Here is a 20,828-nt window from a genome sequence, read left to right on the forward strand (position 1 = left end):
TCTTTGGGGGAAAACCAAGATATAAGGCTGATAACTGCGATAATTCTAACGGTCTTCTGAATACGACCAACTTGAATAGATATGGAGAGCAGACATGAAAAAGCCCGCCAGTTTACAAAACCTGTTCTCTTTGGATATGGCAAAGGAGCAGGGTTCTGCATCCTGCATGACGGCGCGATAAACCCACCATTCTCTAACCGCCTATACCTGGCTAATCGCTATCATCAAAATAAGATACGAAAAAGCCCACCTGTTTGCACAAGCGGGCTTCCCTGAATATGGCGGAGGAGCAGAGATTTGAGCCCTTCATGACGGCGCTATAAACCCGCCATTCTCTAACCGCCTATACCTGACTAATAGCAATCATCAAAACTGAGATACGAAAAAGCCCGCCTGTTTTCACAAGCGGGCTTCTCTGAATATGGCGGAGGAGCAGGGATTTGAACCCTGGATGGGCTATAAACCCATGCCGGTTTTCAAGACCGGTGCATTCAACCACTCTGCCACCCCTCCGAACGCTGCAAATACTATAGCGAGGATATGAGACTGTAAAGCAGAAAATGTCACGGCCTTATCTATTTGCTCAATCTGCACTCAGTCTTTGGGCGTTTCCTCTGCATGCAGCGCCAAACGCGCGGGATCCGGCTTGGTAAAACCTGCCCCCACCTGCGACCAGCCGGCAAACTGACGCAGTTTATAGCCAGCAAATACCAGCGCACTACAACCCAGGATCCCCCAGGCAATAGCAGTTTCCCCGGCCGTGGCCCACACAGCAACCAGGCTTGATGCTCCGAATGCCAAGGTGATCTGTAAAAAGTTTTGCAGCCCGGCCGCTTTGGAGGCGCATTGACTGAAATGCTGCAGTGCGCTGTTAACCACTATCGGATAAATGGCACCATTGGCCGCGGCCAGCACAGAAAATGCAATAAGCAATGGATAGATGGTTTGCGCCTTGAATACCAAAGTCGCCAAAGCAATCGCCAACACACACAAACCAAACAGCGCCAGCAACAGCTTAAGCGTCATCTCGCTGCCTACTCTGCGGATAAGCAGCTTACTGGCATAGCCACCGACAATAAACATGATGGTTTGCGGAATAAAACTTAAACCTATGGCGTCTGCTTCATAACCGTGCTGTTCCATCACTATCGGCCAGAGTGTCAGATAGGCAAAGAAAGCCCCTGAGCAAGCACCATAGATGAGCACATTGCCCAAATAACCTGTGTTGTTGAAAAAAGCCTTGTAGGCCACTTTTTCTTCAGCTTTGGAAGCGCCTTCATTTGCCGGCTTCACCAACACCATAGTCAGCGCCATCAATGCCGTTGCCGTCGCCGCCAAAATGAAAAAAATCGCTTCCCAGCCCAGATGCCCAAGCACCTTGGCGCCGAGAATAGGCGCCAAGGCCGGTGACAAGGCCACCAAGGGCATGATGTTGGAGAAGATGCGCTGTGAATCTTTGGCATCATACTGCTCTACCACCAAAGCCTGCCAAATAACGGCAGCACTGCAAACGCCAATCGCCTGAAAGAAACGGGCACAATTGAGCATGATGATATTGTCACTGAAACCTATACTGACTGTCGCCAGGGCAAACAGCGCCAAGCCACCTAACAGTGAATTGCGTTTACCGAAACGCTGCACCAAAGGGCCGTAAAGCAGTTGCCCCAAGGCCAATCCGGCCAGGAAAGAGGTCAAGGACATGGCCACCTGAGATGAGCTGGCACCAAGCGAGCTTTCAATTGCTTTGAATGCTGGGAGATACATGTCGGTCGCGATGAAAGCCAACATGCTCAGGAGCGCGAGATAGCATAAAAACATGAAATATTTAAGAGTCATATACAACCTGATTACAACTTAAGACAAAAGTAATATGAATGCCGGAGCAGTCTAAAGCCTTGCTCAATCGAGGTGAAACGTTTATTTTTGACCTATGCTTTCAAATAATCTCACAGCAAGGAATCGCCATGCTTTCTGAACAATCGTTGCAACTTATCGATATTGTTTCTCACCTTGGCAGTTTCACCGCCGCAGCCAACAAGTTGCACAAGGTGCCATCCGCCGTGAGTTATGCCATTAAGCAGATTGAAGAAGAACTGGGAGTCGTGCTGTTTGAGCGTCATCACCGCAGCGTCAGTTTGACGCCGGCCGGCGCTCACTTTGTCAAGGAAGCCAGGATTATGCTCAAGCAACTGGACGACCTGAAACGGGAAACCCAGCGGGTAGCCAATGGTTGGCAGCCGACGTTATCCATCGCTTTGGACAATATCGTCAGGGCAGACAGGATCAGTGTGCTGATTGCCGACTTCTATCGTCACTTCACCGATGTGGAGCTGATCATCCGCATTGAGGTGTTCAACGGTGTCTGGGAGGCCTTGTCTACCGGTCGCAGCGATGTTGCCATTGGCGCCACCACTGCCATCCCGGTCGGCGGCGCCTACCATCACAGAGACATGGGCGATATCGAGTGGGCATTTCTGGTGAGCAAGTCCCACCCTTTGGCCGCTATCGACCGGCCACTGGAAGATGAAGAGCTCAGGCCCTTTCCTTCTATTTGCCTGGACGATACTTCAAGAGAGATCCCCAAGCGCCACACCTGGTTGCTGGACAATCAGCGCCGCTTGGTGGTGCCGGATTGGATCCGCGCCATCAACTGCTTCCGTGAAGGCTTGGGGATAGGTTACATGCCGGTACACCTGGCCAGCCCCTTTATTCGCGCCGGTGCCCTGGTGGAAAAACAGCTGGCCACTCCCCTGGCTGCAAGCTCCTGCTGCCTGGCGTGGAATGCCAACAAGATGTCGCCGGCGCTCAAATGGGTACTGGATTATCTGGGCGATACCGAAAAACTGCACAGAGAGTGGCTCGCCTGACTTTAATTCATAAAAGATTCAGTGTTTAATGGCACAATCTATAACAGGAAACCTGCAGTGGAACCATATACGGTTTAAACTGCTCTAACATGGAAACTAGCCGGATCGCCAAACCCGGGCTATGTCAGTCAACCTTCGGAGAAGCAAATGACTCAGCAAACCCTTTATTCGAGCCAAACTTCCACTATGGAAGTGAATAAAATGCTCAGAAACACCTACATGCTGCTGGCAATGACCATAGGTTTTTCAGCCGTATGTGCCGCCATCGCCATGGCGATGGGTATCGGCCCCATGATGTCACTGGGACTTTCCATCGGTGGCTTGGTGCTGCTGTTCGTCACCCTGAGAAAAGCGGAATCCGCCGCCGTGATCTTTTGGGTATTTGCCTTTACCGGTATGGAAGGCGCGTCTCTGGGTTATATCCTCAATCATTACGCCGGTATGAGTAACGGCCCTGAGCTGATTATTCAGGCCTTTGGTCTGACATCAGCCATCTTCGTCGCCCTGTCGGCCTATGCCGTGACCACCAAGAAAGATTTTTCCTTTATGCGCGGCTTCTTGATTGCCGGTCTGGTGGTCGTCATAGCCGCTGCGGTGATCAATATCTTTGTCGGTAACGGCGCGGTATTTATGGCAGTCAATGCGGGTATCGCCCTCTTGATGACAGGCTTTATCCTGTTTGACACCAGCCGCATCGTCAATGGTGGTGAGACCAACTATATTCGCGCCACCATTGCCTTGTACCTGGATTTTCTCAACCTGTTTATCAGCCTGCTGCATCTGATGGGTGCCGGTGGTGATGACTGATCCCCTCGGGACGGAAAATAGGTTAAAATGGCCCTAATTCAGGGTCATTTTTTTTGGTATGAGCAAACTTATTATTATGGTGAATGGCAGTGTCTACGGCCCGGCGGCCGGCTTCCATGCACTCAAATATACCCGGGCTGCCCTGCAAGCAGGCCATGAGGTTCACTGCGTATTCTTTTATCAGGATGGGGTGAGCCAGTCCAATGCGCTATGCGCGCCGGCGTCTGACGAATTGGACTTAACTGCCGCCTGGCAGCAGCTGGCAAAGGAGTGGCAGCTTAATCTGGTGAATTGCGTCTCTGCCGCCCTGCGCCGCGGTGTGCTTTCAGCACAGGATGCCAAGGATAACGCCAAAGCGAGTGCCAATCTCGCCGCTGGGTTTACCATGGGGGGGCTTGGCGAGTTGGTCACCGGGCTTGAAAAGAGTGATCGTCTGGTGAGTTTTTAATGAAGAAATTAGCCATTATTTTTCGCCGAGCACCGCATGGGTCGGCTTCCGGCCGCGAAGGCCTTGATCTGGCGCTGCTGAGCGCCAGTTTCGAACAAGAGGTGAGCCTGATATTTACCGATGAAGGCGTGCTTACGCTGCTGAAGCAACAGCAACCTGAGCTTATCGGCTGCAAGGATTATATCGCCACCTTGGGTGCGCTGCCCCTCTATGACATAGAGACGGTACTGGTCTGCAAACAATCGCTGCAGGAGCTGGGACTTGGCCGCACCGAACTGGTTATTCCTGCCACCATTTGTGATAACGAGCAGATCCGCCAGGCCCTGCTCGATGCCGATGAGGTCATGGTTTTCTGATGATATTACACCAAATACAAACATCGGCGGCGCGCGACACTGCGCTGTCCTGCGCACTGAGATATGCCGGCAAGACAGACGTGTTTCTGCTGGCAGGCGATGCAGTAAGCGCCCTGCTGAAACGTCAATGGGCCATGGCACTGTCCCCTTTTAAAGTGGTGCTGGTGGCCGATGACGTCAAAGCCCGCGGGCTCGAGGACTTTCTCTCCAATTATGAACAGTTGGATTATCCGGCGCTGGTAGCGCTGACATTGGCTCATACAAAGGTTATTTCGTGGTAGATTTCATTCAATTCAATGACAAGCAGATAGCGACCGATCCTCAAGGATACTTGAAGCAGGTTTCCGATTGGACGCCCGAGCTGGCGCCTGTCATCGCCGCAGGCGAAGAGATAGAGCTGACCGATGCCCACTGGGAAGTGGTTAACTTTGTGCGGAACTTTTATCTTGAATACAAGACCAGCCCGGCTATTCGGGTTTTGGTCAAGGCAATCGGCCAGGCACTGGGGCCGGAGAAAGGTAACTCCAAGTACCTCTACACCCTGTTCCCGATGGGGCCGGCCAAGCAGGCAACCAAGATTGCCGGGCTGCCCAAACCGGCCAAGTGTATTTAAAGCTACTCGATTCTGCACACAAAAAAGCCCCGGTTCTCGGGGCTTCTTACTATTTGAATAACTATTTTAAATTTTCATATACCAGCATGGCTGCCTTGCCGAGCGTGGCTAAAAACAGGGCAGAAAAAACTGCGATGACGGCCACGTAGGCAAGCCAGCGCAGGTAGCGCTGACCTTTATCCATATGACCTCACCCATCAACCTATTTTTTCAATGCCACCCATATAGCTGCGCAGGGCTTCAGGTACTGTGACACTGCCATCGGCATTTTGGTAGTTTTCCAAAATGGCTACCAGAGTACGACCAACCGCCAGTCCTGAGCCATTCAGAGTGTGGATAAGCTTGGGCTTGTTGTCGTCTTTGGAGCGATAACGGGCCTGCATGCGCCGCGCCTGGAAGTCACGCACGTTGGAGCAGGAAGAGATCTCACGGTAGGTATTTTGAGCCGGAACCCAGACTTCAACGTCGTAGGTCTTGGCGGCACCAAAGCCCATATCACCGGTACACAGGACGATAGTTCTGTGCGGCAGCCCCAGCTTCTTCAGTACATTTTCAGCGTGACTGACCAACTCTTCCAATGCAGCTTCCGAATCTTCCGGCTTCACCAACTGCACCATTTCGACCTTGTCGAACTGGTGTTGGCGGATAAGGCCGCGGGTATCTTTACCGTAAGAGCCGGCTTCACTGCGGAAGCATGGTGTGTGAGCAGTCAACTTGATTGGCAGCTCGGCTTCATCCAGTATGGTATCGCGGGCCAGGTTGGTCAGCGGCACTTCTGCGGTTGGTATCAGGCTAAGCCCCTGACCTTCCTCTGTGGCCGGTTTGGTGTGAAACAGATCTTCACCAAACTTGGGCAGTTGGCCTGTGCCCTTGAGGCTGGCTTCGTTGACCAGTAAAGGCACATAGCATTCCGCGTAGCCGTGCTCCTGGGTATGCAAATCCAGCATGAACTGCGCCAGAGCGCGGTGCATACGGGCAATTTGGCCCTGCATAAAGATAAAGCGTGAACCCGTTACCTTTACGGCATTCTTGAAATCCAGTCCTTTGAGCTGTTCACCGAGATCCACATGATCTCTTACCGGAAAGTCAAACTCTCTTGGCGTGCCCCAGCGGCGGATTTCCACGTTGTCGTTTTCATCTGCGCCCACGGGAGCAGATTCATCCGGCAAGTTGGGAATGCTCATGGCAATAGCGTCCAGCTCTTGAAGCAGTGCACTCAGCTCTTGTTTTTTGCTGTCCAACTGGCTGCCGAGATCACCTACCTGCGCCATGATAGGGGCAACGTCCTCACCGCGGGACTTGGCTTGACCTATGGACTTGGAGATGGCATTGCGACTGGCCTGCAGCTCTTCGGTTTCCACCTGCAGCGACTTGCGCTTTTCTTCCAGCTTGGTCAGCCTGTCTACATCGAGGATAAAACCGCGGGTCGCCAAACGCTCCGCAGTTGTTGCGAGTTCATTACGCAGATATTTTGGATCTAACATGTCTACTTGTCTTATCAGTTATACACGTGAAAAAATCAGCTGTTGTCCCAGGTAAACCATGGCCAGGCACAGTCCCAGGTTCAACGCCACATTCAGAAATGCCTTTAGCAATTCACCTCCCTGTATCAGCAGTAAGGTTTCATTTGAGAAAGTTGAGAAGGTTGTCAGTGCACCAAGAAATCCGACACCGACCAGCGCCTTGATCTCAGGGCTGATATGACTGAGTTCCCCCAGTGCATATATCATCCCCATCAGAAATGAGCCAAGTACATTAACAGCCAGTGTACCAAAAGGAAAACCACTGCCAAATAGCTGGAGCACAAATATCGATATCAGGTAGCGCAAAACTGCGCCGGTTGCACCACCAAGGGCAACAACGGTCAGATTAATCATACCTTTTGTTCTCACTTTGACTGTCGAGTTGGCAAAGCTGCGCCAACTTATCGCGGATCCGTTTCTCAAACCCCCGCTCAGTCGGATAATAAAAACGGCTATCGGCCAACGCTTCGGGGAAATAACATTCGCCGGCGGCGTAGGCATTGGCCTCATCGTGGGCATAACGATAGCCCTCACCTGCGCCGATGGATTTCATCAGCTCGGTCGGCGCGTTTCTCAAGTGCATGGGTACAGGCTGCTGGCCGGTTTCCCGGGCCAGTTGCCTGGCCGCCTTAAAGGCTGTGTACACAGCATTGCTCTTGGGCGCCGAGGCCAGATAAACAATCGCCTGCGCTATGGCGCGCTCGCCCTCTGCCGGGCCGACCCGGTGAAAACAGTCCCAAGCGTTGAGGGCGACTGTCATCGCGGTAGGGTCGGCATTCCCCACATCTTCAGAGGCTATCGCCAGCAGGCGTCTTGCGACATACAGAGGATCGCAGCCCCCTTCCAGCATGCGACAAAACCAATAGAGCGCCGCATCCGGCGCCGAGCCGCGAATCGATTTGTGCACGGCTGAGATCAGGTCGTAGTACTGATCGCCATTCTTATCGAACCCCGCCAACTGCTCACCGGCCACCTGCACCAGCATGGCTTCGGTAAAACTACCGCCATCCGGCAGCATGTCACTCATCAGCTCTACCAGGTTGAGAACCTTGCGGGCATCGCCATCGGCGAGAGTCGCCAACTTGGCCATCAGCTCAGGTGGCATCTGCAACCGGCGTTTGCCTAGGCCACGCTCTTCATCAGCAAGCGCCTGGGTCACTATGGTAGCAATCTCGGCTTCATCGAGACGCTTAATCAGATATACCCGCACTCTGGAGAGCAAAGCGTTATTGATTTCAAACGAAGGGTTTTCTGTGGTGGCGCCGATAAAAATTACTGTGCCATCTTCAATAAAAGGCAGAAAGGCATCCTGCTGGCTCTTGTTGAATCTGTGTACCTCATCGACAAACAGCAAGGTGCGCTGGCCGCGCGATTGCGCCACGTTTTTGGCGTGTTCTATCGCCGAGCGGATCTCTTTCACCCCGGATGTGACCGCAGATATTCGCTCCACATGGGCGTTGGCATAATGAGCAACCAGCTCTGCCAGCGTAGTCTTGCCGGTACCCGGCGGCCCCCAGAACATCATGGAATGGGCCTTGCCGGCCTCCAATGCCAGTCTCAGCGGTTGCCCAGGTCCCAACAGATGCTGCTGACCGACATATTGCTCCAGCGTCGCCGGACGCATTCTTGCAGCCAGGGGCCGAAAGTCGGGGGCAAAATCAAAGCTCAGGCTGGACAAGGTTAACCTTCCTGCCCCGGGCGCTGATCGTCAATGGAAACGCCTTCGGGAACCTCAAATTGGAACAATCTCTTGTCGCTATCTGTCAGCGGCTGTTGCTCGCTCAGGTTGAACTGACTGAAATTACCCTGAGTGTCTTTCAGTGCCAGTCGGGTCAAAGTGTCATCGTTGAAACAGACGCTGACCTGTTGTACTCCGGCCTCTTCTGTTTTGGGTGCTATCTGGAAACACTCTTTATCCAGAGTGATGTTATAGCGAGCCCAACTGGCCTCGTCGCGGCGCACCAAAAGCGTCATGGGCGAAGCGGCAATGGCATTTTCCAGCGCCAGTACGCTCACTTCCTCGGCGAACGGGTTATAAATCCAAACGTCTTTGCCATCTGCGACAATCACAGATTCATCCGGCTGCTGCAGATGCCAGTAAAACTGATTCGGCTGCGCCAAGGCGAGCTCGCCACTGCCTTGCTGAATAAGCTTGCCATTGATATCTGTGACTTGCTGTTGGAAGTCGGCTTTCAAGCCGGCGATGGCATCCAGCTTTTCTCTGAGCACACCGGCATCATCGGCCATTACAGGTAGGCTGACGGCCAGAGCAAGAAACATAATGCTTTTATTCATCTATACCTCAAATCTGTCTTATCTTGGCGGTGGTGGAGCCAATACTTCGCGGTTACCATTATGCCCCTGGGCACTAACAACCCCTTGAAGCTCCATCTGCTCTATGATGCGGGCGGCGCGGTTATAGCCTATCTTGAACTTGCGCTGCACACTGGAGATAGAGCCGCGGCGGGTTTCGGTAACAAAAGCAACGGCTTCATCGTAGAGCGCATCCAGCTCATCATCGCCGCCTTCAGGTGCTTCACCGGGCAGTAACACCTGCTCGCCGTCGCTGGCACCCTGCAGTATTTCATCAATATACTGAGGCTTACCGCGGGCATGCCAATCGGCAACCACGGCATGCACTTCGTGATCGTCCACAAAGGCGCCGTGAACTCGGTTAGGCACGCCGGTACCCGGGGGCAGATAGAGCATATCACCCATCCCCAGCAAGGTTTCGGCGCCCTGCTGATCCAAAATGGTGCGCGAGTCGATACGGGAAGAAACCTGGAAAGCGATTCGAGTAGGGATGTTGGCCTTGATAAGGCCTGTTATCACATCCACAGACGGGCGCTGGGTTGCCAGAATAAGGTGAATACCGGCGGCGCGGGCTTTCTGGGCGATACGGGCAATCAGCTCTTCCACCTTCTTGCCGACTATCATCATCATGTCGGCAAATTCGTCCACTACAACGACGATCGAGGGCAACTTGTCGAGCTCAGGTGCCGTATCTTCCATGCTTTCATTGGACTTCCACATAGGATCGTAAATCGGCTCGCCGGCAGCCTTGGCCTCGGCGATTTTGGCATTGAAGCCCTTGAGGTTACGTACCCCGAGCGCCGACATCAGTTTGTAACGCCGCTCCATCTCACCGACACACCAGCGTAGCGCATTGGCGGCCTCTTTCATATCCGTGACCACTTCACACAAGAGGTGCGGAATACCTTCATAGACAGAAAGCTCCAGCATCTTGGGATCTATCATAATAAAGCGCACATCTTCAGGGCCGGACTTATACAGCAGACTGGTGATCATCACGTTGACCCCAACCGACTTACCCGAGCCTGTAGTACCTGCCACCAAAAGGTGCGGCATCTTGGCCAAATCCACCACGACCGGATCGCCTGCAATGTCTTGTCCCAGCACCATAGTGAGATTGGATTTACTGTCCTTGAACGCCTGGCAGTCGAGCACATCACGCATAAATACGGTTTCGCGGAACTTGTTGGGCAGTTCCAGCCCCACATAGGCCTTACCCGGAATAACCTCAACCACCCGCACGCTTTCTGCCAGCAGCGAACGCGCCAAATCTTTGGATAGGTTAGAGATTTTTGAAGCCTTGACCCCAGGGGCCAAGTCCAGCTCAAAGCGGGTAATCACAGGACCTGGATAGACACCAACCACTTGCGCGGTAATGTTGAAGTCTGCAAGTTTGCTTTCCACCAAACGCGCTACCTGATCCAGCTCTTCTTCACTGATAGGGTTTTTCTTGCGATTAGGCACATCCAGTAGTGAGATACTCGGCAAAGGATCCATGGGTTGCTTACTCTCCTTGGCAGCTCCCTCTTCACCGGGCAAAATGATAATGCCGTTTTCGACTCTGGCCTTCTGGGCCTTCAATTGCCGCTCTTTATGGCTGATGGCACCGGTTGAGACCCGCTTATCAAAGTCGATAGTCTCGCTTCCTTCAGCTTCATCTTGCCAAGGTGGCGTGTCTTCGGCATTGTCCGGAGAAATACCCGCAGCCTTGGCAGTCGCACTTCCGGCAACACCTGCAGAAAGCACCGGCTCTACCCTGCCCTGACGCTTAGGCTCTATGTCGGCTTTGTCATCGGCAATCGCCGCTTCACTCTCTTGAACTTGCTTATCCTTTTTACGGAAACGACTCAGCAGCCCGGGTTTCTTAACGGGGGCTTCAATAACCTCTTCATCGTCATCTTCCTCGAGCACTTCTTCTGGTTCAACTTCATCGCGCTCGCGACGGAACTTGTCCACTACCGACATAAAACCGCGGGTATCTTCGGTTTCTTTCGGGCCTGACAGACGTGCAGGCAACTGCTTGAGCTTGCGAAAACACCAGATAGTTGCCAAGCCGGTGAGCTCGACTATGGTAAGCCAGCTTATTCCCGTCAGCAGGGTAAAACCCGCGCCGACAAAGCAAAGCAGCAGCAGTGTGGTACCCAACTGGTTGAAGTAAGGCAGCATAGCCTGAGCGATTACATCCCCGGCCACACCACCGGCCGAAAATTCATAGATATCGCCGGCATTCATACTGGCCAAGGCTGCCAGACTCAGCACCATCAACAGAAAGCCAATCAGGCGCAAGCCGACCGAAAAGTAATCCACTTCCAGCAGTCTGTGGGCACGCCTGAAGATCAACCAACCGGTTCCGGCAATGATGATCGGAATAAGATAGGCGGTATAGCCAAAGAAATAGAACAGGACATCGGCCAGCCAGGCACCTACGGCACCGGTGACATTTTCGATCTCCCCTTGATAGTTAGACTGACTCCAGCCCGGATCACCGGGATGAAAGCTGCCAAGCGCCAACAATATATAGATGGCGACCATGCAGCACAGAATAAGCCCCCCTTCCAGCAGACGTTGTAGGCCGCTGAGGGTTCTGACGCTATTTCCCTGAGACAAATGCGATTTCCATAAGCAAACGAAAAACAGATGGATTTAAGATACCAGAATCAACCTGAATGTGCAGCGAATAAGCCTTCGAAAGCCTCTAAAAGCAAGTGGATAGCGGCATTTTTTTATGCTGCCTCGCCGCCTGGGATAAAAAGTAAACAACCGAGATCAAAAAAGGAGCCATTGTGGCTCCCTTTTACCCTCGTTAACAATCGAGGTTTAGGCTTCAGCAGAAATACTGATGGCCACTTTGCTGGTCTGCTTCACCTCTTCCATCACCACGTAGGTACGGGTGTCGGACACTGAAGGCAGCTTCAGCAAGGTTTCGCCCAGCAATTTACGATAGGCAGACATATCGGATACCCGTGTCTTCAGCAGATAATCGAAATCGCCCGATACCAGGTGGCACTCCTGAATATCATCCAAAAGCTGCACGGCGCGATTAAACTTATCGAAGACTTCCGGAGTATCCCGGTTGAGGGTGATCTCGACAAATACCAACAAGGATGCGCCCAAAAAGTGCGGGTTAACCAGTGCGGTATAGCCGTTAATGTAACCTTGTTTTTCGAGACGCTTGACGCGTTCAAGGCAGGGAGTTGGACTCAAACCAACACGTTTGGAAAGCTCAACGTTGGAAATGCGACCGTCAATTTGCAGTTCATTAAGAATGTTACGATCGATACGATCCAAGTCTTTTACAGGACTCTTTTTATTATTTACCATATTTTTAACCTTGTTTTATCACTAAAACAACATTTAATTTTGCGTATGTCGGAAGTTTAGCAGCATAATCTGCCCGGGCAATACTATACTAGACTTTCCTGAATTGATCACGTTCAGGTCACTATAAAATAACAATTATGCCCATTAAAAGTGGGTTTTTTAGTATATTGAGGCTCGAAAATGATAATTGGTGTTCCAAAGGAAATCAAAAACCATGAGTATCGCGTGGGTATGGTACCTTCCAGCGTACGCGAATTGACTATGCATGGTCATCAGGTTTTTATCGAAACGAATGCTGGTAATGGGATTGGGTTTACCGATCAGGACTATATCGATGCCGGGGCGTCTATTTTGGACACGGCCGCCGAGGTTTTTGCCAAGGCTGAGATGATAGTCAAAGTCAAAGAGCCACAGGCCGTAGAACGTGCCATGCTGCGCCATGACCAGATCCTCTTTACCTATCTGCACCTTGCCCCCGATCTGCCCCAAACTGAAGAACTGGTCAACAGCGGCGCTGTTTGTATCGCTTATGAAACGGTTACTGATGACCGTGGTGGCTTGCCTTTACTGGCCCCCATGTCAGAAGTGGCCGGACGCATGTCCATCCAAGCCGGTGCCATGGCGCTGGAAAAATCTATGGGCGGCCTGGGCATGTTGCTCGGCGGAGTCCCAGGGGTTGAACCTGCTAAAGTTGTGATTATCGGCGGCGGCATGGTAGGTACCAATGCGGCGCAAATGGCGGTGGGCATGGGTGCCGATGTAGTGGTGCTTGATCGCTCCATCGACGCGCTGCGTCGTTTGAATGTTCAGTTCGGCTCCAAGGTCAAGGCTATCTACTCTACGGCCGATGCCATTGAAAAGCATGTATTGCAGGCCGATCTGGTCATAGGTGGCGTGTTGATCCCCGGCGCGGCAGCGCCCAAGCTGGTTACCCGTGAGCACATCAAGAAGATGAAGCCTGGGGCCGCCATAGTGGATGTCGCCATAGATCAGGGGGGCTGTGTGGAAACCTCTCATGCCACAACTCACCAGGATCCTACCTATATCGTCGATGATGTAGTGCATTACTGTGTAGCCAATATGCCGGGCGCCGTGGCACGTACTTCTACCTTTGCCCTGAACAACGCTACCCTGCCCTACATTCTCAAGCTGGCCCGTCTGGGTTACCGCGACGCGCTCTTGTCTGACAAGCACTTGCTGAATGGTCTTAACGTGATGCACGGTAAGATCACCTGTAAAGAAGTCGCCGAAGCCCACAATATGGCTTATACCGCTGCCAGCGAACTGTTACAGTAAGCAAATCAACTAATCGCTTTAAAGGAGCCTCTGGGCTCCTTTTTTTCGATTAAGTCAATCTTGAAGATTCTATTCCTGGCGCTTTACCCTTAGGGGTAAATTACCTACAATCGCTGCAATTTGCCAAGGCACGGAGAATAAAATGAGCCAAGCCAAACATTGTAATCTTTTGATCCTGGGATCAGGCCCCGCAGGCTATACCGCAGCCGTTTATGCTGCCCGCGCCAATCTCAAGCCTGTGATGATCACAGGTATCCAGCAGGGTGGTCAGTTAACCACTACGACCGAAGTCGAAAACTGGCCCGGCGATGCCGAAGGCCTGACAGGTCCTGCGCTGATGGAACGGATGCAAAAGCATGCCGAGAAATTCGATACCGAAATTATCTTCGACCATATCAATGAAGTGGATCTGCAACAGCGCCCTTTCACCTTGAAAGGTGACAACAGTGAGTACACCTGTGATGCGCTGATCATAGCCACAGGCGCATCCGCCAAGTACCTCGGTCTGCCATCTGAAGAAGCCTTCAAGGGCCGTGGTGTATCTGCTTGTGCCACCTGTGACGGTTTCTTCTATCGCAATCAGAAAGTGGCCGTTATCGGCGGTGGTAACACGGCTGTTGAAGAAGCACTCTATCTTTCCAACATAGCTGCCGAAGTGCACCTGATCCATCGCCGCGATACCTTCCGCTCTGAGAAAATTCTCATCGATCGTCTGATGGACAAAGTCGAAAACGGCAACATAGTTCTGCACCTGGACAAGACATTGGATGAAGTGACCGGCGATGCCATGGGCGTGACCGGACTCAAGATGAAGAGCACCAAAGACGGCAGTATTTCCGATTTGGAAGTGGCCGGGGTGTTTGTCGCCATTGGCCACAGCCCCAACACAGGTATTTTCGAAGGCCAGTTGGAGATGAATGGCGGTTATATCAAGGTCGAAAGCGGCCTCAACGGCAATGCCACCCAGACCAGCGTCAAAGGCGTATTCGCCGCCGGCGATGTGATGGATCAGCACTACCGTCAGGCCATCACCTCAGCCGGAACCGGTTGTATGGCGGCTCTGGATGCCGAGCGCTTCCTGGATGCCCAGAAATAAGCTCTGCCGATATACTGAAAAAGCCAGTCATTGATGACTGGCTTTTTTGTCTGAGGCATTAAAGCATAGGCAAATCACAGGCATGAAAAAAGGGACCTTAGGTCCCTTTTTAACAGCAACTACAACTTATCTCCTGAGAGATTAGTTTGCCAGTGCTTCCTTCGCTTTTTCTACCAGAGTAGCAAACACTACTTTGTCGAATACAGCGATGTCTGCCAAAATCTTACGATCGATTTCGATAGACGCCTTTTTCAGACCGTTGATGAAACGGCTGTATGAAAGACCATTCTGACGAGAAGCCGCATTGATACGTGCAATCCACAGTTGACGGAATTGACGTTTCTTCTGGCGACGGTCACGGTAAGCATATTGACCTGCTTTGGTTACGGCCTGTACCGCTACACGGAAAGTACGTGAACGGGCACCGTAGTAACCTTTGGCAAGTTTAAGAACTTTCTTGTGACGAGCTCGTGCAGTTACACCACGCTTAACTCTTGGCATTTTTCAATTCCTCCTAATTAAGCGTATGGCAGTTGGCGTGCGATCATAGGCACGTCAGCTTTGGCAACTAAACACTTGGCGCGCAGATGACGCTTACGCTTGGTGCTCTTCTTGGTCAGGATGTGACGCAGATGGGCTTGCTTACGCTTGAAACCATTGGCGGTTTTCTTAAAACGCTTCGCTACACCCTTGTCGGTTTTCATTTTAGGCATTACTAAAACTCCGCATTGGGACATTAATAAAACGCAAGGCGAGCAAAGGCCCGTAGACCTTTGCTACTTTTCAGGATTGCCCTGCTATTTCTTCTTGGGCGCCAGCACCATGATGGCTTGTCGACCTTCCATTTTCGGGAAAGATTCAACAACCGCATACTCTTCCAGATCGCCCTTGATACGGTTCAAAAGATCCATACCCAGGTTCTGGTGTGCCATTTCGCGTCCGCGGAAACGCAGCGTAACTTTCGCTTTGTCTCCATCTTCCAGAAAACGAATCAGGTTGCGTAGTTTTACCTGATAGTCGTTTTCATCAGTACCAGGGCGGAATTTAACTTCCTTCACCTGGATCTGTTTCTGCTTCTTCTTCTGTTCTTTCTGGGCTTTTGCCTTGTCGAACAGATATTTACCGTAGTCCATGATACGGCATACAGGCGGCTCAGCATTAGGACTGATCTCAACCAGATCCAGACCTGCCTCATCGGCTACTTCCTGAGCCTCTTTGATGCTGACGATACCAATGGCTTCACCATCCACGCCATTCAAACGTACCTCAGGTACGCCGGTAATTTCTTCATTGATTCTATTCGGGGCCGCCTGACGGCCTGCTGATTTTTTGATCTTTATGACCTAATCCTCCAACAATTCAAGACTACGGAGTGAAATTTGTTGCTTGACCTTAGCGGCGAAATCATCGATTCGCATCTTGCCTAAGTCCACCCCGTCTCGGGTACGCACAGCGACTTCCCGATTTTCCATCTCCTGATCACCTATGACCAGCAAATAAGGAACCCGCCTCAAAGTGTGCTCGCGTATTTTAAAGCCTATTTTTTCATTCCTCAAGTCTTTAGAGGCGCGTATGCCCTGTTCCTTGAAGAATTCGACTACTTCTTCAACATAATCAGCTTGTTTGTCTGTTATGTTCATAACAACAACCTGCATAGGAGCCAGCCAGGTTGGGAAGCGGCCCGCGAACTCTTCGATGAGGATACCGAGGAATCGCTCCAAAGAGCCCAAAATCGCACGGTGGATCATCACAGGAGTCTGACGGCTGTTGTCTTCGGCGACATAAGTCGCGCCCAGGCGTCCCGGTAAGGCGTAATCGAGCTGCACTGTACCGCACTGCCAGGCGCGATCCAGGCAGTCATGCAGAGTGAATTCGATTTTAGGGCCGTAGAAGGCACCTTCACCTGGCAGTATTTCAAATTCGATATCGTTGCTGCGCAGCGCTTGTTTCAGAGCTTCTTCTGCCCTGTCCCACATGGCATCGTCACCGATACGCTTCTCTGGACGGGTAGAAAGTTTAACTACGATATTGCTGAAGCCGAAAGTGGAATAGGTGTCGTACACCATCTTGATACACTTGCTGACTTCGGATTGCACCTGCTCTTCAGTACAGAATACGTGCGCATCGTCCTGGGTAAAACCACGAACCCGCATCAGACCGTGCAAGGCACCCGAAGGCTCGTTACGGTGACAACAGCCGAACTCGGCCATCCGCAGCGGCAGATCGCGATAGGACTTGAGGCCCTGATTGAAAATCTGTACGTGGCCGGGGCAGTTCATCGGCTTGATGGCGTATTCGCGGTTCTCACTACTGGTTGTAAACATCGCCTCGGCGTATTTATCCCAGTGACCGGAACGTTCCCACAACACGCGGTCCATCATCAGTGGACCTTTCACTTCCTGATAGTCGTACTGGCTCAGCTTCTGGCGAATAAAACGCTCAAGCTCAAGGAATACGCTCCAGCCGTCGTTGTGCCAGAACACCATACCAGGAGCTTCTTCCTGCATGTGGTACAGATCCAGCTGCTTGCCGATTTTACGGTGATCACGCTTGGCCGCTTCTTCGAGACGGGTCAGGTGAGTCTTGAGCGCTTTCTTGTCGGCCCAGGCAGTACCATAGATACGCTGCAACATCTTGTTGTCTGAGTTACCGCGCCAGTAGGCACCGGCAACATTCATCAGCTTAAAGAAATGACAGAAACGCATGTTGGGCACATGGGGACCGCGACACATATCTGTGTATTCTTCGTGGTGATACAGCGCCGGCGTGGCATCACGGCTGATGTTCTCATCCAGGATCGCCATCTTGTAAGGCTCGCCGCGAGACTCGAAAGTATCACGGGCTTCCTGCCAGCTGACCACACGCTTGACCACGTCATAGTTGGTCTTGGCCAGTTCCAGCATGCGTTTTTCCAGCTTCTCCAGATCTTCCTGGGTCAGTTTATGTTCCAGGTCGATGTCATAGTAGAAGCCGTTATCGATAACAGGACCAATCGCCATCTTGGTTTCAGGCCACAGCTGTTTGATCGCATGACCCAACAAGTGTGCGCAAGAGTGACGAAGGATTTCCAGCCCTTCTTCATCTTTGGCCGTGATGATCGACAGTTCTGCATCTGTTTCGATCAGATCACAGGCATCTTTTAACTCGCCGTTGACTCGTCCGGCAATACAGGCTTTCGCCAGACCGGGACCAATATCAGCAGCAACATCGAGTGTAGAGACTGGGTTGGCAAACTCGCGTTTGCTCCCATCGGGAAGTGTAATTACAGGCATGAAAATTCCTTGTCCAGTGGTGACCCACACGTAGGGCCACTTGGTTATCAATTAAAAAAAGTGTTTAGCCCTTGGGTTAAGGCAGTACAGGAGCCTTAAGGTCTCCGCCGGGCAGGCTGGCAATTTTACGGGATAAGCCCTTGCCTGCGCAACCCAAAAACACTCAAGGGACAAGCTTTTGCTCACAGCCTGGGGCTATACTTGAACTGTGTTGTGATATGAGGTTCTATCGTCCAAAGGGCATAGCGCTACCGGACAAAGGAGGAAGCCATGCAACTCAAGAGTCAGACTATCTGCTGCCCCCATTGCGGCCACCATCAAAAGGTGGAGCTCGACGCCAGCGGCGGCGATCAGGAGTTCTATAATGATTGCCGGGTATGTTGCAACCCTATCCATATGCGGATGCACATCAATGACCAAAGGCACATGATAGAGCTGTACGTCGATGGCGATGACGAACAGCTCTACTGAAAACCCCGTTTCAGGCTGCTTATATAGGACGAGTGCGGCCGCGAATTAAGTGTATCGGCGACAATTAAGCCTGGTGTCGTTGAGCTAGTACGCGCTCGACCGTATCCACTATCGTTTGGGTCTGACTGTCAATTTCGATATTCAGCCTATCCCCTTCCCGATAGTCCTCTAGATTGGTCAGTCTGAGAGTCTCAGGAATGAGATGCAACATAAAGCGATTGCCTTTGACCTCGCCAACGGTGAGGCTACATCCATTGATACCGATAAAGCCCTTATAGAAGATGTACTTCAACCACTCTTCGGCCACTTCCAGCTGCATATTGTAATGGCTGTCACTGATATCCAGATGCACCAACTGCGCCTGGGTATGCACATGGCCGGAAAGAATGTGACCCCCAAGCTCGGTACCAAACTTGAGTGACCTCTCTATGTTAACCTTGTCACCAACCCTTAGTCCGACCAGATTAGTCACCGCCAGAGTCTCTTCCATTACGTCGAAAAACGCCCTATCATCAGCAAGCTGGGTTACCGTCAGGCAAACACCGTTGTTGGCAACACTCGCTCCTATTTCCAATCCCTCGCGCAAGGCGGGAGGCAGAGCGACTTCGAGGGTATTTAGCCCGGGCTTTTTCTCGATCGCCAAGATTTCACACTTGGCTTGAACAATACCTGTAAACATTTTCTCACTCGCTTAGTTGTTAGGGCTGCTTTCATGAATCACACCGGCTTTCAGGCCAAACGCTTAGTTCAACTGGCTTTGCCTGTGCTTATTGCACAACTTACCCAGACAATGATGGGGTTTATCGATACCCTGATGGCCGGCAGAGTCAGTGCTGTCGACATGGCAGCCGTCGCTGTCGGAACCAGTCTCTGGCTACCGGCCATTCTGTTCGTTCAAGGCCTATTGCTGGCATTTACTCCCATGTTTGCTCATCATCACGGTGCAAACAACCAAATGGCGATTCAACCGCTTGCCTTTCAGGCTGCCTATATTGCCATAACCGGCGCCTTGGGTGTGATGCTGTTTCTGGCATCTGCGCCACATATTTTGGATTGGATGGAACTGGAGCCCGAGCTCAAGCGCCTGACCATAGGTTATCTTGACGGCATTCTCTGGGGGGCCCCGGCCTTTGTGCTCTATCAAGTGCTCAGGGGCTGCAGCGAAGGGATCTCCTATACGCTGCCGACCATGATCATCGGTTTTGTCGGCCTGGCGGTGAATATCCCGGCCAACTATATCTTTATCAATGGTCACTTTGGCATGCCCGCCATGGGCGGCGCCGGCTGTGGTGTCGCTACCGCTTTGGTGTTTTGGGCCATGCTACTGGCCATGGCCATCTATATGCAGTGGCATAAACGCTTTAGCGAGTTGGCTCCCTTCAAGGCGTTTCACAAACCCCATTTGCACACCATTATGGAGATGACCAAGCTGGGCATGCCTATTGCCATGGCGCTGTTCTTTGAAGTCAGTCTGTTTGCGGTGATTGCCTTGTTACTGGCGCCTCTCGGTGCCACTGTCGTGGCCGGGCACCAAATTGCGCTGAATTTCTCCTCGATTGTATTTATGTTGCCACTCTCCATCGGCATAGCCGTTTCTATTCGGGTCGGTTATTATCTGGGCCGCGGCCAGAGTAATGTGTCGGCACTGGTGACCAAGGTGGGATTGGCTATCGCCTTTTCTCTGGCAATGCTCACCGCGGTGGCGACTGTGGTATTCAGGTATGAGATTGCCCTGCTCTATAATGACAACCCAGAAGTGGTCACTCTGGCAGGCAGTCTGATGCTGATGGCTGCTCTATATCAGTTGTCCGATTCGGTACAAGTGGTTGCGGCCGGTGCCCTTCGTGGCTACAAGGATACCCGCAGCGCCTTTTTCATCACCTTGTTTGCTTATTGGGCTGTGGGGATGACCCTGGGTTATGTATTGGCGTATACCGATTTTCTGGTACCCGCCATGGGAGCACACGGATTCTGGATTGGGCTTATCGCCGGCTTGACCGTAGCCGCGATACTCTTTGCTATCCGTCTGAGATATATCCAGAAAAGTGGCAAACAGTTCGCGGTTATCTCTGACGAGAGCACGAATTAAGCCGAATGCGATCAAAGCTGCAGCAAGTTGTGCAGCAATTCGCCACTCAATAAAAATTTGTGTTTTTTTACTTGCAACTGGCGGCTGCTCGCCCTTAATATAGCGCTCGTTCGAGGGCGACAGCCTGAAAAACGCAATACACCCGTAGCTCAGCTGGTTAGAGCACTACCTTGACATGGTAGGGGTCGGTGGTTCGAGTCCACTCGGGTGTACCACTCTCTTCAGAGAGTCAAAAATGAAAATCATGTAATACACCCGTAGCTCAGCTGGTTAGAGCACTACCTTGACATGGTAGGGGTCGGTGTGGTTCGAGTCCACTCGGGTGTACCAAGCAACCTGCTTAAAGCAGGTTTTTT

The 20,828-nt window shown here is 51.9% G+C and carries 23 protein-coding genes and 3 tRNA genes; 12 read left to right on the forward strand and 14 right to left on the reverse strand.

All coding sequences use genetic code 11. From position 1 onward, the window contains the following. Window positions 1-422: 422 nt before the first annotated feature. Window positions 423-513 (reverse strand) — tRNA-Ser (locus ON072_RS13390). 81 nt (window positions 514-594) lie between these two features. Continuing rightward, complete coding sequence (gene punC, locus ON072_RS13395; RefSeq protein WP_261752506.1) at window positions 595-1,836, reverse strand: purine nucleoside transporter PunC; 1,242 nt, start codon at window positions 1,834-1,836, stop codon at window positions 595-597. Between the two features lie 128 nt (window positions 1,837-1,964). On the opposite strand from punC, the gene punR reads away from it, so the two are divergent. The 6 genes from punR (at window position 1,965) to ON072_RS13425 (ending at window position 5,091) form a co-directional block, all read left to right on the forward strand. After that, entirely contained in the window at window positions 1,965-2,867 is a 903-nt protein-coding gene (gene punR, locus ON072_RS13400; protein ID WP_028779875.1) for a DNA-binding transcriptional activator PunR, read from the forward strand. Between the two features lie 147 nt (window positions 2,868-3,014). Continuing rightward, the gene (locus ON072_RS13405; RefSeq protein WP_261752505.1) at window positions 3,015-3,674 is read left to right on the forward strand and encodes a Bax inhibitor-1/YccA family protein; all 660 of its coding nucleotides are present in this window, start codon (window positions 3,015-3,017) and stop codon (window positions 3,672-3,674) included. Between the two features lie 58 nt (window positions 3,675-3,732). Further along, window positions 3,733-4,122 (forward strand): sulfurtransferase complex subunit TusD, encoded by a 390-nt coding sequence (tusD, locus tag ON072_RS13410; protein WP_039032967.1) that lies wholly within the window; start codon window positions 3,733-3,735, stop codon window positions 4,120-4,122. Then, window positions 4,122-4,478, forward strand: a complete 357-nt coding sequence (gene tusC, locus ON072_RS13415) for a sulfurtransferase complex subunit TusC (protein WP_025009740.1) — start codon at window positions 4,122-4,124, stop codon at window positions 4,476-4,478. Before tusD ends, tusC begins: the two co-directional genes overlap by 1 nt. Beyond that, on the forward strand, window positions 4,478-4,759 hold the full coding sequence (tusB, locus tag ON072_RS13420) for a sulfurtransferase complex subunit TusB (protein WP_044734474.1): 282 nt from the start codon (window positions 4,478-4,480) through the stop codon (window positions 4,757-4,759). Before tusC ends, tusB begins: the two co-directional genes overlap by 1 nt. Next, window positions 4,753-5,091, forward strand: coding sequence for a TusE/DsrC/DsvC family sulfur relay protein (locus ON072_RS13425; protein ID WP_025009738.1), 339 nt, complete (start codon window positions 4,753-4,755; stop codon window positions 5,089-5,091). The genes tusB and ON072_RS13425 overlap by 7 nt, the downstream gene beginning before the upstream one ends. A 61-nt stretch (window positions 5,092-5,152) precedes the next feature. On the opposite strand, the gene ON072_RS13430 is transcribed toward ON072_RS13425, so the two are convergent. From ON072_RS13430 to lrp, 7 genes are all read right to left on the reverse strand, one after another. Further along, on the reverse strand, window positions 5,153-5,275 hold the full coding sequence (locus ON072_RS13430; protein ID WP_025009737.1) for a hypothetical protein: 123 nt from the start codon (window positions 5,273-5,275) through the stop codon (window positions 5,153-5,155). Between the two features lie 13 nt (window positions 5,276-5,288). Continuing rightward, window positions 5,289-6,575 (reverse strand): serine--tRNA ligase, encoded by a 1,287-nt coding sequence (gene serS, locus ON072_RS13435; RefSeq protein WP_274626067.1) that lies wholly within the window; start codon window positions 6,573-6,575, stop codon window positions 5,289-5,291. An 18-nt stretch (window positions 6,576-6,593) separates the two neighbouring features. After that, window positions 6,594-6,968, reverse strand: coding sequence for a fluoride efflux transporter CrcB (crcB, locus tag ON072_RS13440; RefSeq protein WP_025009735.1), 375 nt, complete (start codon window positions 6,966-6,968; stop codon window positions 6,594-6,596). Next, complete coding sequence (locus tag ON072_RS13445; protein WP_071238144.1) at window positions 6,961-8,292, reverse strand: replication-associated recombination protein A; 1,332 nt, start codon at window positions 8,290-8,292, stop codon at window positions 6,961-6,963. The genes crcB and ON072_RS13445 overlap by 8 nt, the downstream gene beginning before the upstream one ends. A gap of 2 nt (window positions 8,293-8,294) precedes the next feature. Further along, the gene (lolA, locus tag ON072_RS13450) at window positions 8,295-8,909 is read right to left on the reverse strand and encodes an outer membrane lipoprotein chaperone LolA (protein WP_071238143.1); all 615 of its coding nucleotides are present in this window, start codon (window positions 8,907-8,909) and stop codon (window positions 8,295-8,297) included. Window positions 8,910-8,927: 18 nt separating this feature from the next. Next, the gene (locus tag ON072_RS13455) at window positions 8,928-11,534 is read right to left on the reverse strand and encodes a DNA translocase FtsK (protein ID WP_144130975.1); all 2,607 of its coding nucleotides are present in this window, start codon (window positions 11,532-11,534) and stop codon (window positions 8,928-8,930) included. Between the two features lie 210 nt (window positions 11,535-11,744). Next, the gene (gene lrp, locus ON072_RS13460) at window positions 11,745-12,248 is read right to left on the reverse strand and encodes a leucine-responsive transcriptional regulator Lrp (RefSeq protein WP_025009731.1); all 504 of its coding nucleotides are present in this window, start codon (window positions 12,246-12,248) and stop codon (window positions 11,745-11,747) included. Window positions 12,249-12,428: 180 nt separating this feature from the next. Here lrp and ald point away from each other — a divergent pair, with 180 nt between their 5' ends. Both ald and trxB read left to right on the forward strand, forming a co-directional pair. Then, window positions 12,429-13,544: an alanine dehydrogenase gene (ald, locus tag ON072_RS13465; RefSeq protein ID WP_025009730.1), complete on the forward strand. Its 1,116-nt coding sequence runs from the start codon at window positions 12,429-12,431 to the stop codon at window positions 13,542-13,544. Between the two features lie 142 nt (window positions 13,545-13,686). Next, window positions 13,687-14,640, forward strand: a complete 954-nt coding sequence (trxB, locus tag ON072_RS13470; protein WP_274626068.1) for a thioredoxin-disulfide reductase — start codon at window positions 13,687-13,689, stop codon at window positions 14,638-14,640. A 141-nt stretch (window positions 14,641-14,781) separates the two neighbouring features. Here trxB and rplT read toward each other — a convergent pair whose 3' ends face one another. The 4 genes from rplT to thrS form a co-directional block, all read right to left on the reverse strand. Beyond that, window positions 14,782-15,141, reverse strand: a complete 360-nt coding sequence (gene rplT / locus ON072_RS13475; RefSeq protein ID WP_025009729.1) for a 50S ribosomal protein L20 — start codon at window positions 15,139-15,141, stop codon at window positions 14,782-14,784. A gap of 17 nt (window positions 15,142-15,158) precedes the next feature. Further along, a complete protein-coding gene (gene rpmI, locus ON072_RS13480) occupies window positions 15,159-15,353 on the reverse strand; it encodes a 50S ribosomal protein L35 (RefSeq protein ID WP_025009728.1) in 195 nt (64 codons plus the stop codon). Between the two features lie 84 nt (window positions 15,354-15,437). After that, entirely contained in the window at window positions 15,438-15,980 is a 543-nt protein-coding gene (gene infC, locus ON072_RS13485) for a translation initiation factor IF-3 (RefSeq protein ID WP_037436578.1), read from the reverse strand. A gap of 3 nt (window positions 15,981-15,983) precedes the next feature. Continuing rightward, window positions 15,984-17,912 carry a threonine--tRNA ligase gene (thrS, locus tag ON072_RS13490; RefSeq protein WP_044734468.1) on the reverse strand — a complete coding sequence of 643 codons (1,929 nt, stop codon included), beginning with the start codon at window positions 17,910-17,912 and terminating at the stop codon, window positions 15,984-15,986. Between the two features lie 270 nt (window positions 17,913-18,182). On the opposite strand from thrS, the gene ON072_RS13495 reads away from it, so the two are divergent. After that, window positions 18,183-18,383 (forward strand): CPXCG motif-containing cysteine-rich protein, encoded by a 201-nt coding sequence (locus tag ON072_RS13495; protein WP_025009725.1) that lies wholly within the window; start codon window positions 18,183-18,185, stop codon window positions 18,381-18,383. A 64-nt stretch (window positions 18,384-18,447) separates the two neighbouring features. On the opposite strand, the gene ON072_RS13500 is transcribed toward ON072_RS13495, so the two are convergent. Then, window positions 18,448-19,062, reverse strand: coding sequence for a riboflavin synthase subunit alpha (locus ON072_RS13500; protein WP_107004797.1), 615 nt, complete (start codon window positions 19,060-19,062; stop codon window positions 18,448-18,450). Window positions 19,063-19,095: 33 nt separating this feature from the next. Between ON072_RS13500 and ON072_RS13505 the strand changes: the two genes are divergently transcribed. From ON072_RS13505 to ON072_RS13515, 3 genes are all read left to right on the forward strand, one after another. Then, entirely contained in the window at window positions 19,096-20,472 is a 1,377-nt protein-coding gene (locus ON072_RS13505) for an MATE family efflux transporter (protein ID WP_274626069.1), read from the forward strand. A gap of 138 nt (window positions 20,473-20,610) precedes the next feature. Further along, window positions 20,611-20,687, forward strand: a tRNA-Val gene (locus ON072_RS13510). Window positions 20,688-20,723: 36 nt separating this feature from the next. Then, a tRNA-Val gene (locus tag ON072_RS13515) sits at window positions 20,724-20,802 on the forward strand. The last annotated feature ends 26 nt before the right edge of the window (window positions 20,803-20,828 follow it).

Source organism: Shewanella sp. K8 (genome assembly GCF_028823715.1).
Classification (GTDB): Bacteria; Pseudomonadota; Gammaproteobacteria; order Enterobacterales; family Shewanellaceae; genus Shewanella; species Shewanella algae.

What these genes read in the sequence shown, in the direction of transcription:
- tusB (WP_044734474.1), top strand. Translation starts at nt 4,478, where the DNA reads ATGATATTACACCAAATACAAACATCGGCGGCGCGCGACACTGCGCTG.
- ON072_RS13495 (WP_025009725.1), top strand. Translation starts at nt 18,183, where the DNA reads ATGCAACTCAAGAGTCAGACTATCTGCTGCCCCCATTGCGGCCACCAT.
- punR (WP_028779875.1), top strand. Translation starts at nt 1,965, where the DNA reads ATGCTTTCTGAACAATCGTTGCAACTTATCGATATTGTTTCTCACCTT.
- tusC (WP_025009740.1), top strand. Translation starts at nt 4,122, where the DNA reads ATGAAGAAATTAGCCATTATTTTTCGCCGAGCACCGCATGGGTCGGCT.
- tusD (WP_039032967.1), top strand. Translation starts at nt 3,733, where the DNA reads ATGAGCAAACTTATTATTATGGTGAATGGCAGTGTCTACGGCCCGGCG.
- punC (WP_261752506.1), bottom strand. Translation starts at nt 1,836, where the DNA reads ATGACTCTTAAATATTTCATGTTTTTATGCTATCTCGCGCTCCTGAGC.
- lrp (WP_025009731.1), bottom strand. Translation starts at nt 12,248, where the DNA reads ATGGTAAATAATAAAAAGAGTCCTGTAAAAGACTTGGATCGTATCGAT.
- trxB (WP_274626068.1), top strand. Translation starts at nt 13,687, where the DNA reads ATGAGCCAAGCCAAACATTGTAATCTTTTGATCCTGGGATCAGGCCCC.
- ON072_RS13405 (WP_261752505.1), top strand. Translation starts at nt 3,015, where the DNA reads ATGACTCAGCAAACCCTTTATTCGAGCCAAACTTCCACTATGGAAGTG.
- serS (WP_274626067.1), bottom strand. Translation starts at nt 6,575, where the DNA reads ATGTTAGATCCAAAATATCTGCGTAATGAACTCGCAACAACTGCGGAG.
- ON072_RS13505 (WP_274626069.1), top strand. Translation starts at nt 19,096, where the DNA reads ATGAATCACACCGGCTTTCAGGCCAAACGCTTAGTTCAACTGGCTTTG.
- rpmI (WP_025009728.1), bottom strand. Translation starts at nt 15,353, where the DNA reads ATGCCTAAAATGAAAACCGACAAGGGTGTAGCGAAGCGTTTTAAGAAA.
- crcB (WP_025009735.1), bottom strand. Translation starts at nt 6,968, where the DNA reads ATGATTAATCTGACCGTTGTTGCCCTTGGTGGTGCAACCGGCGCAGTT.
- lolA (WP_071238143.1), bottom strand. Translation starts at nt 8,909, where the DNA reads ATGAATAAAAGCATTATGTTTCTTGCTCTGGCCGTCAGCCTACCTGTA.
- rplT (WP_025009729.1), bottom strand. Translation starts at nt 15,141, where the DNA reads ATGCCAAGAGTTAAGCGTGGTGTAACTGCACGAGCTCGTCACAAGAAA.
- ald (WP_025009730.1), top strand. Translation starts at nt 12,429, where the DNA reads ATGATAATTGGTGTTCCAAAGGAAATCAAAAACCATGAGTATCGCGTG.
- thrS (WP_044734468.1), bottom strand. Translation starts at nt 17,912, where the DNA reads ATGCCTGTAATTACACTTCCCGATGGGAGCAAACGCGAGTTTGCCAAC.
- ON072_RS13430 (WP_025009737.1), bottom strand. Translation starts at nt 5,275, where the DNA reads ATGGATAAAGGTCAGCGCTACCTGCGCTGGCTTGCCTACGTGGCCGTC.
- ON072_RS13500 (WP_107004797.1), bottom strand. Translation starts at nt 19,062, where the DNA reads ATGTTTACAGGTATTGTTCAAGCCAAGTGTGAAATCTTGGCGATCGAG.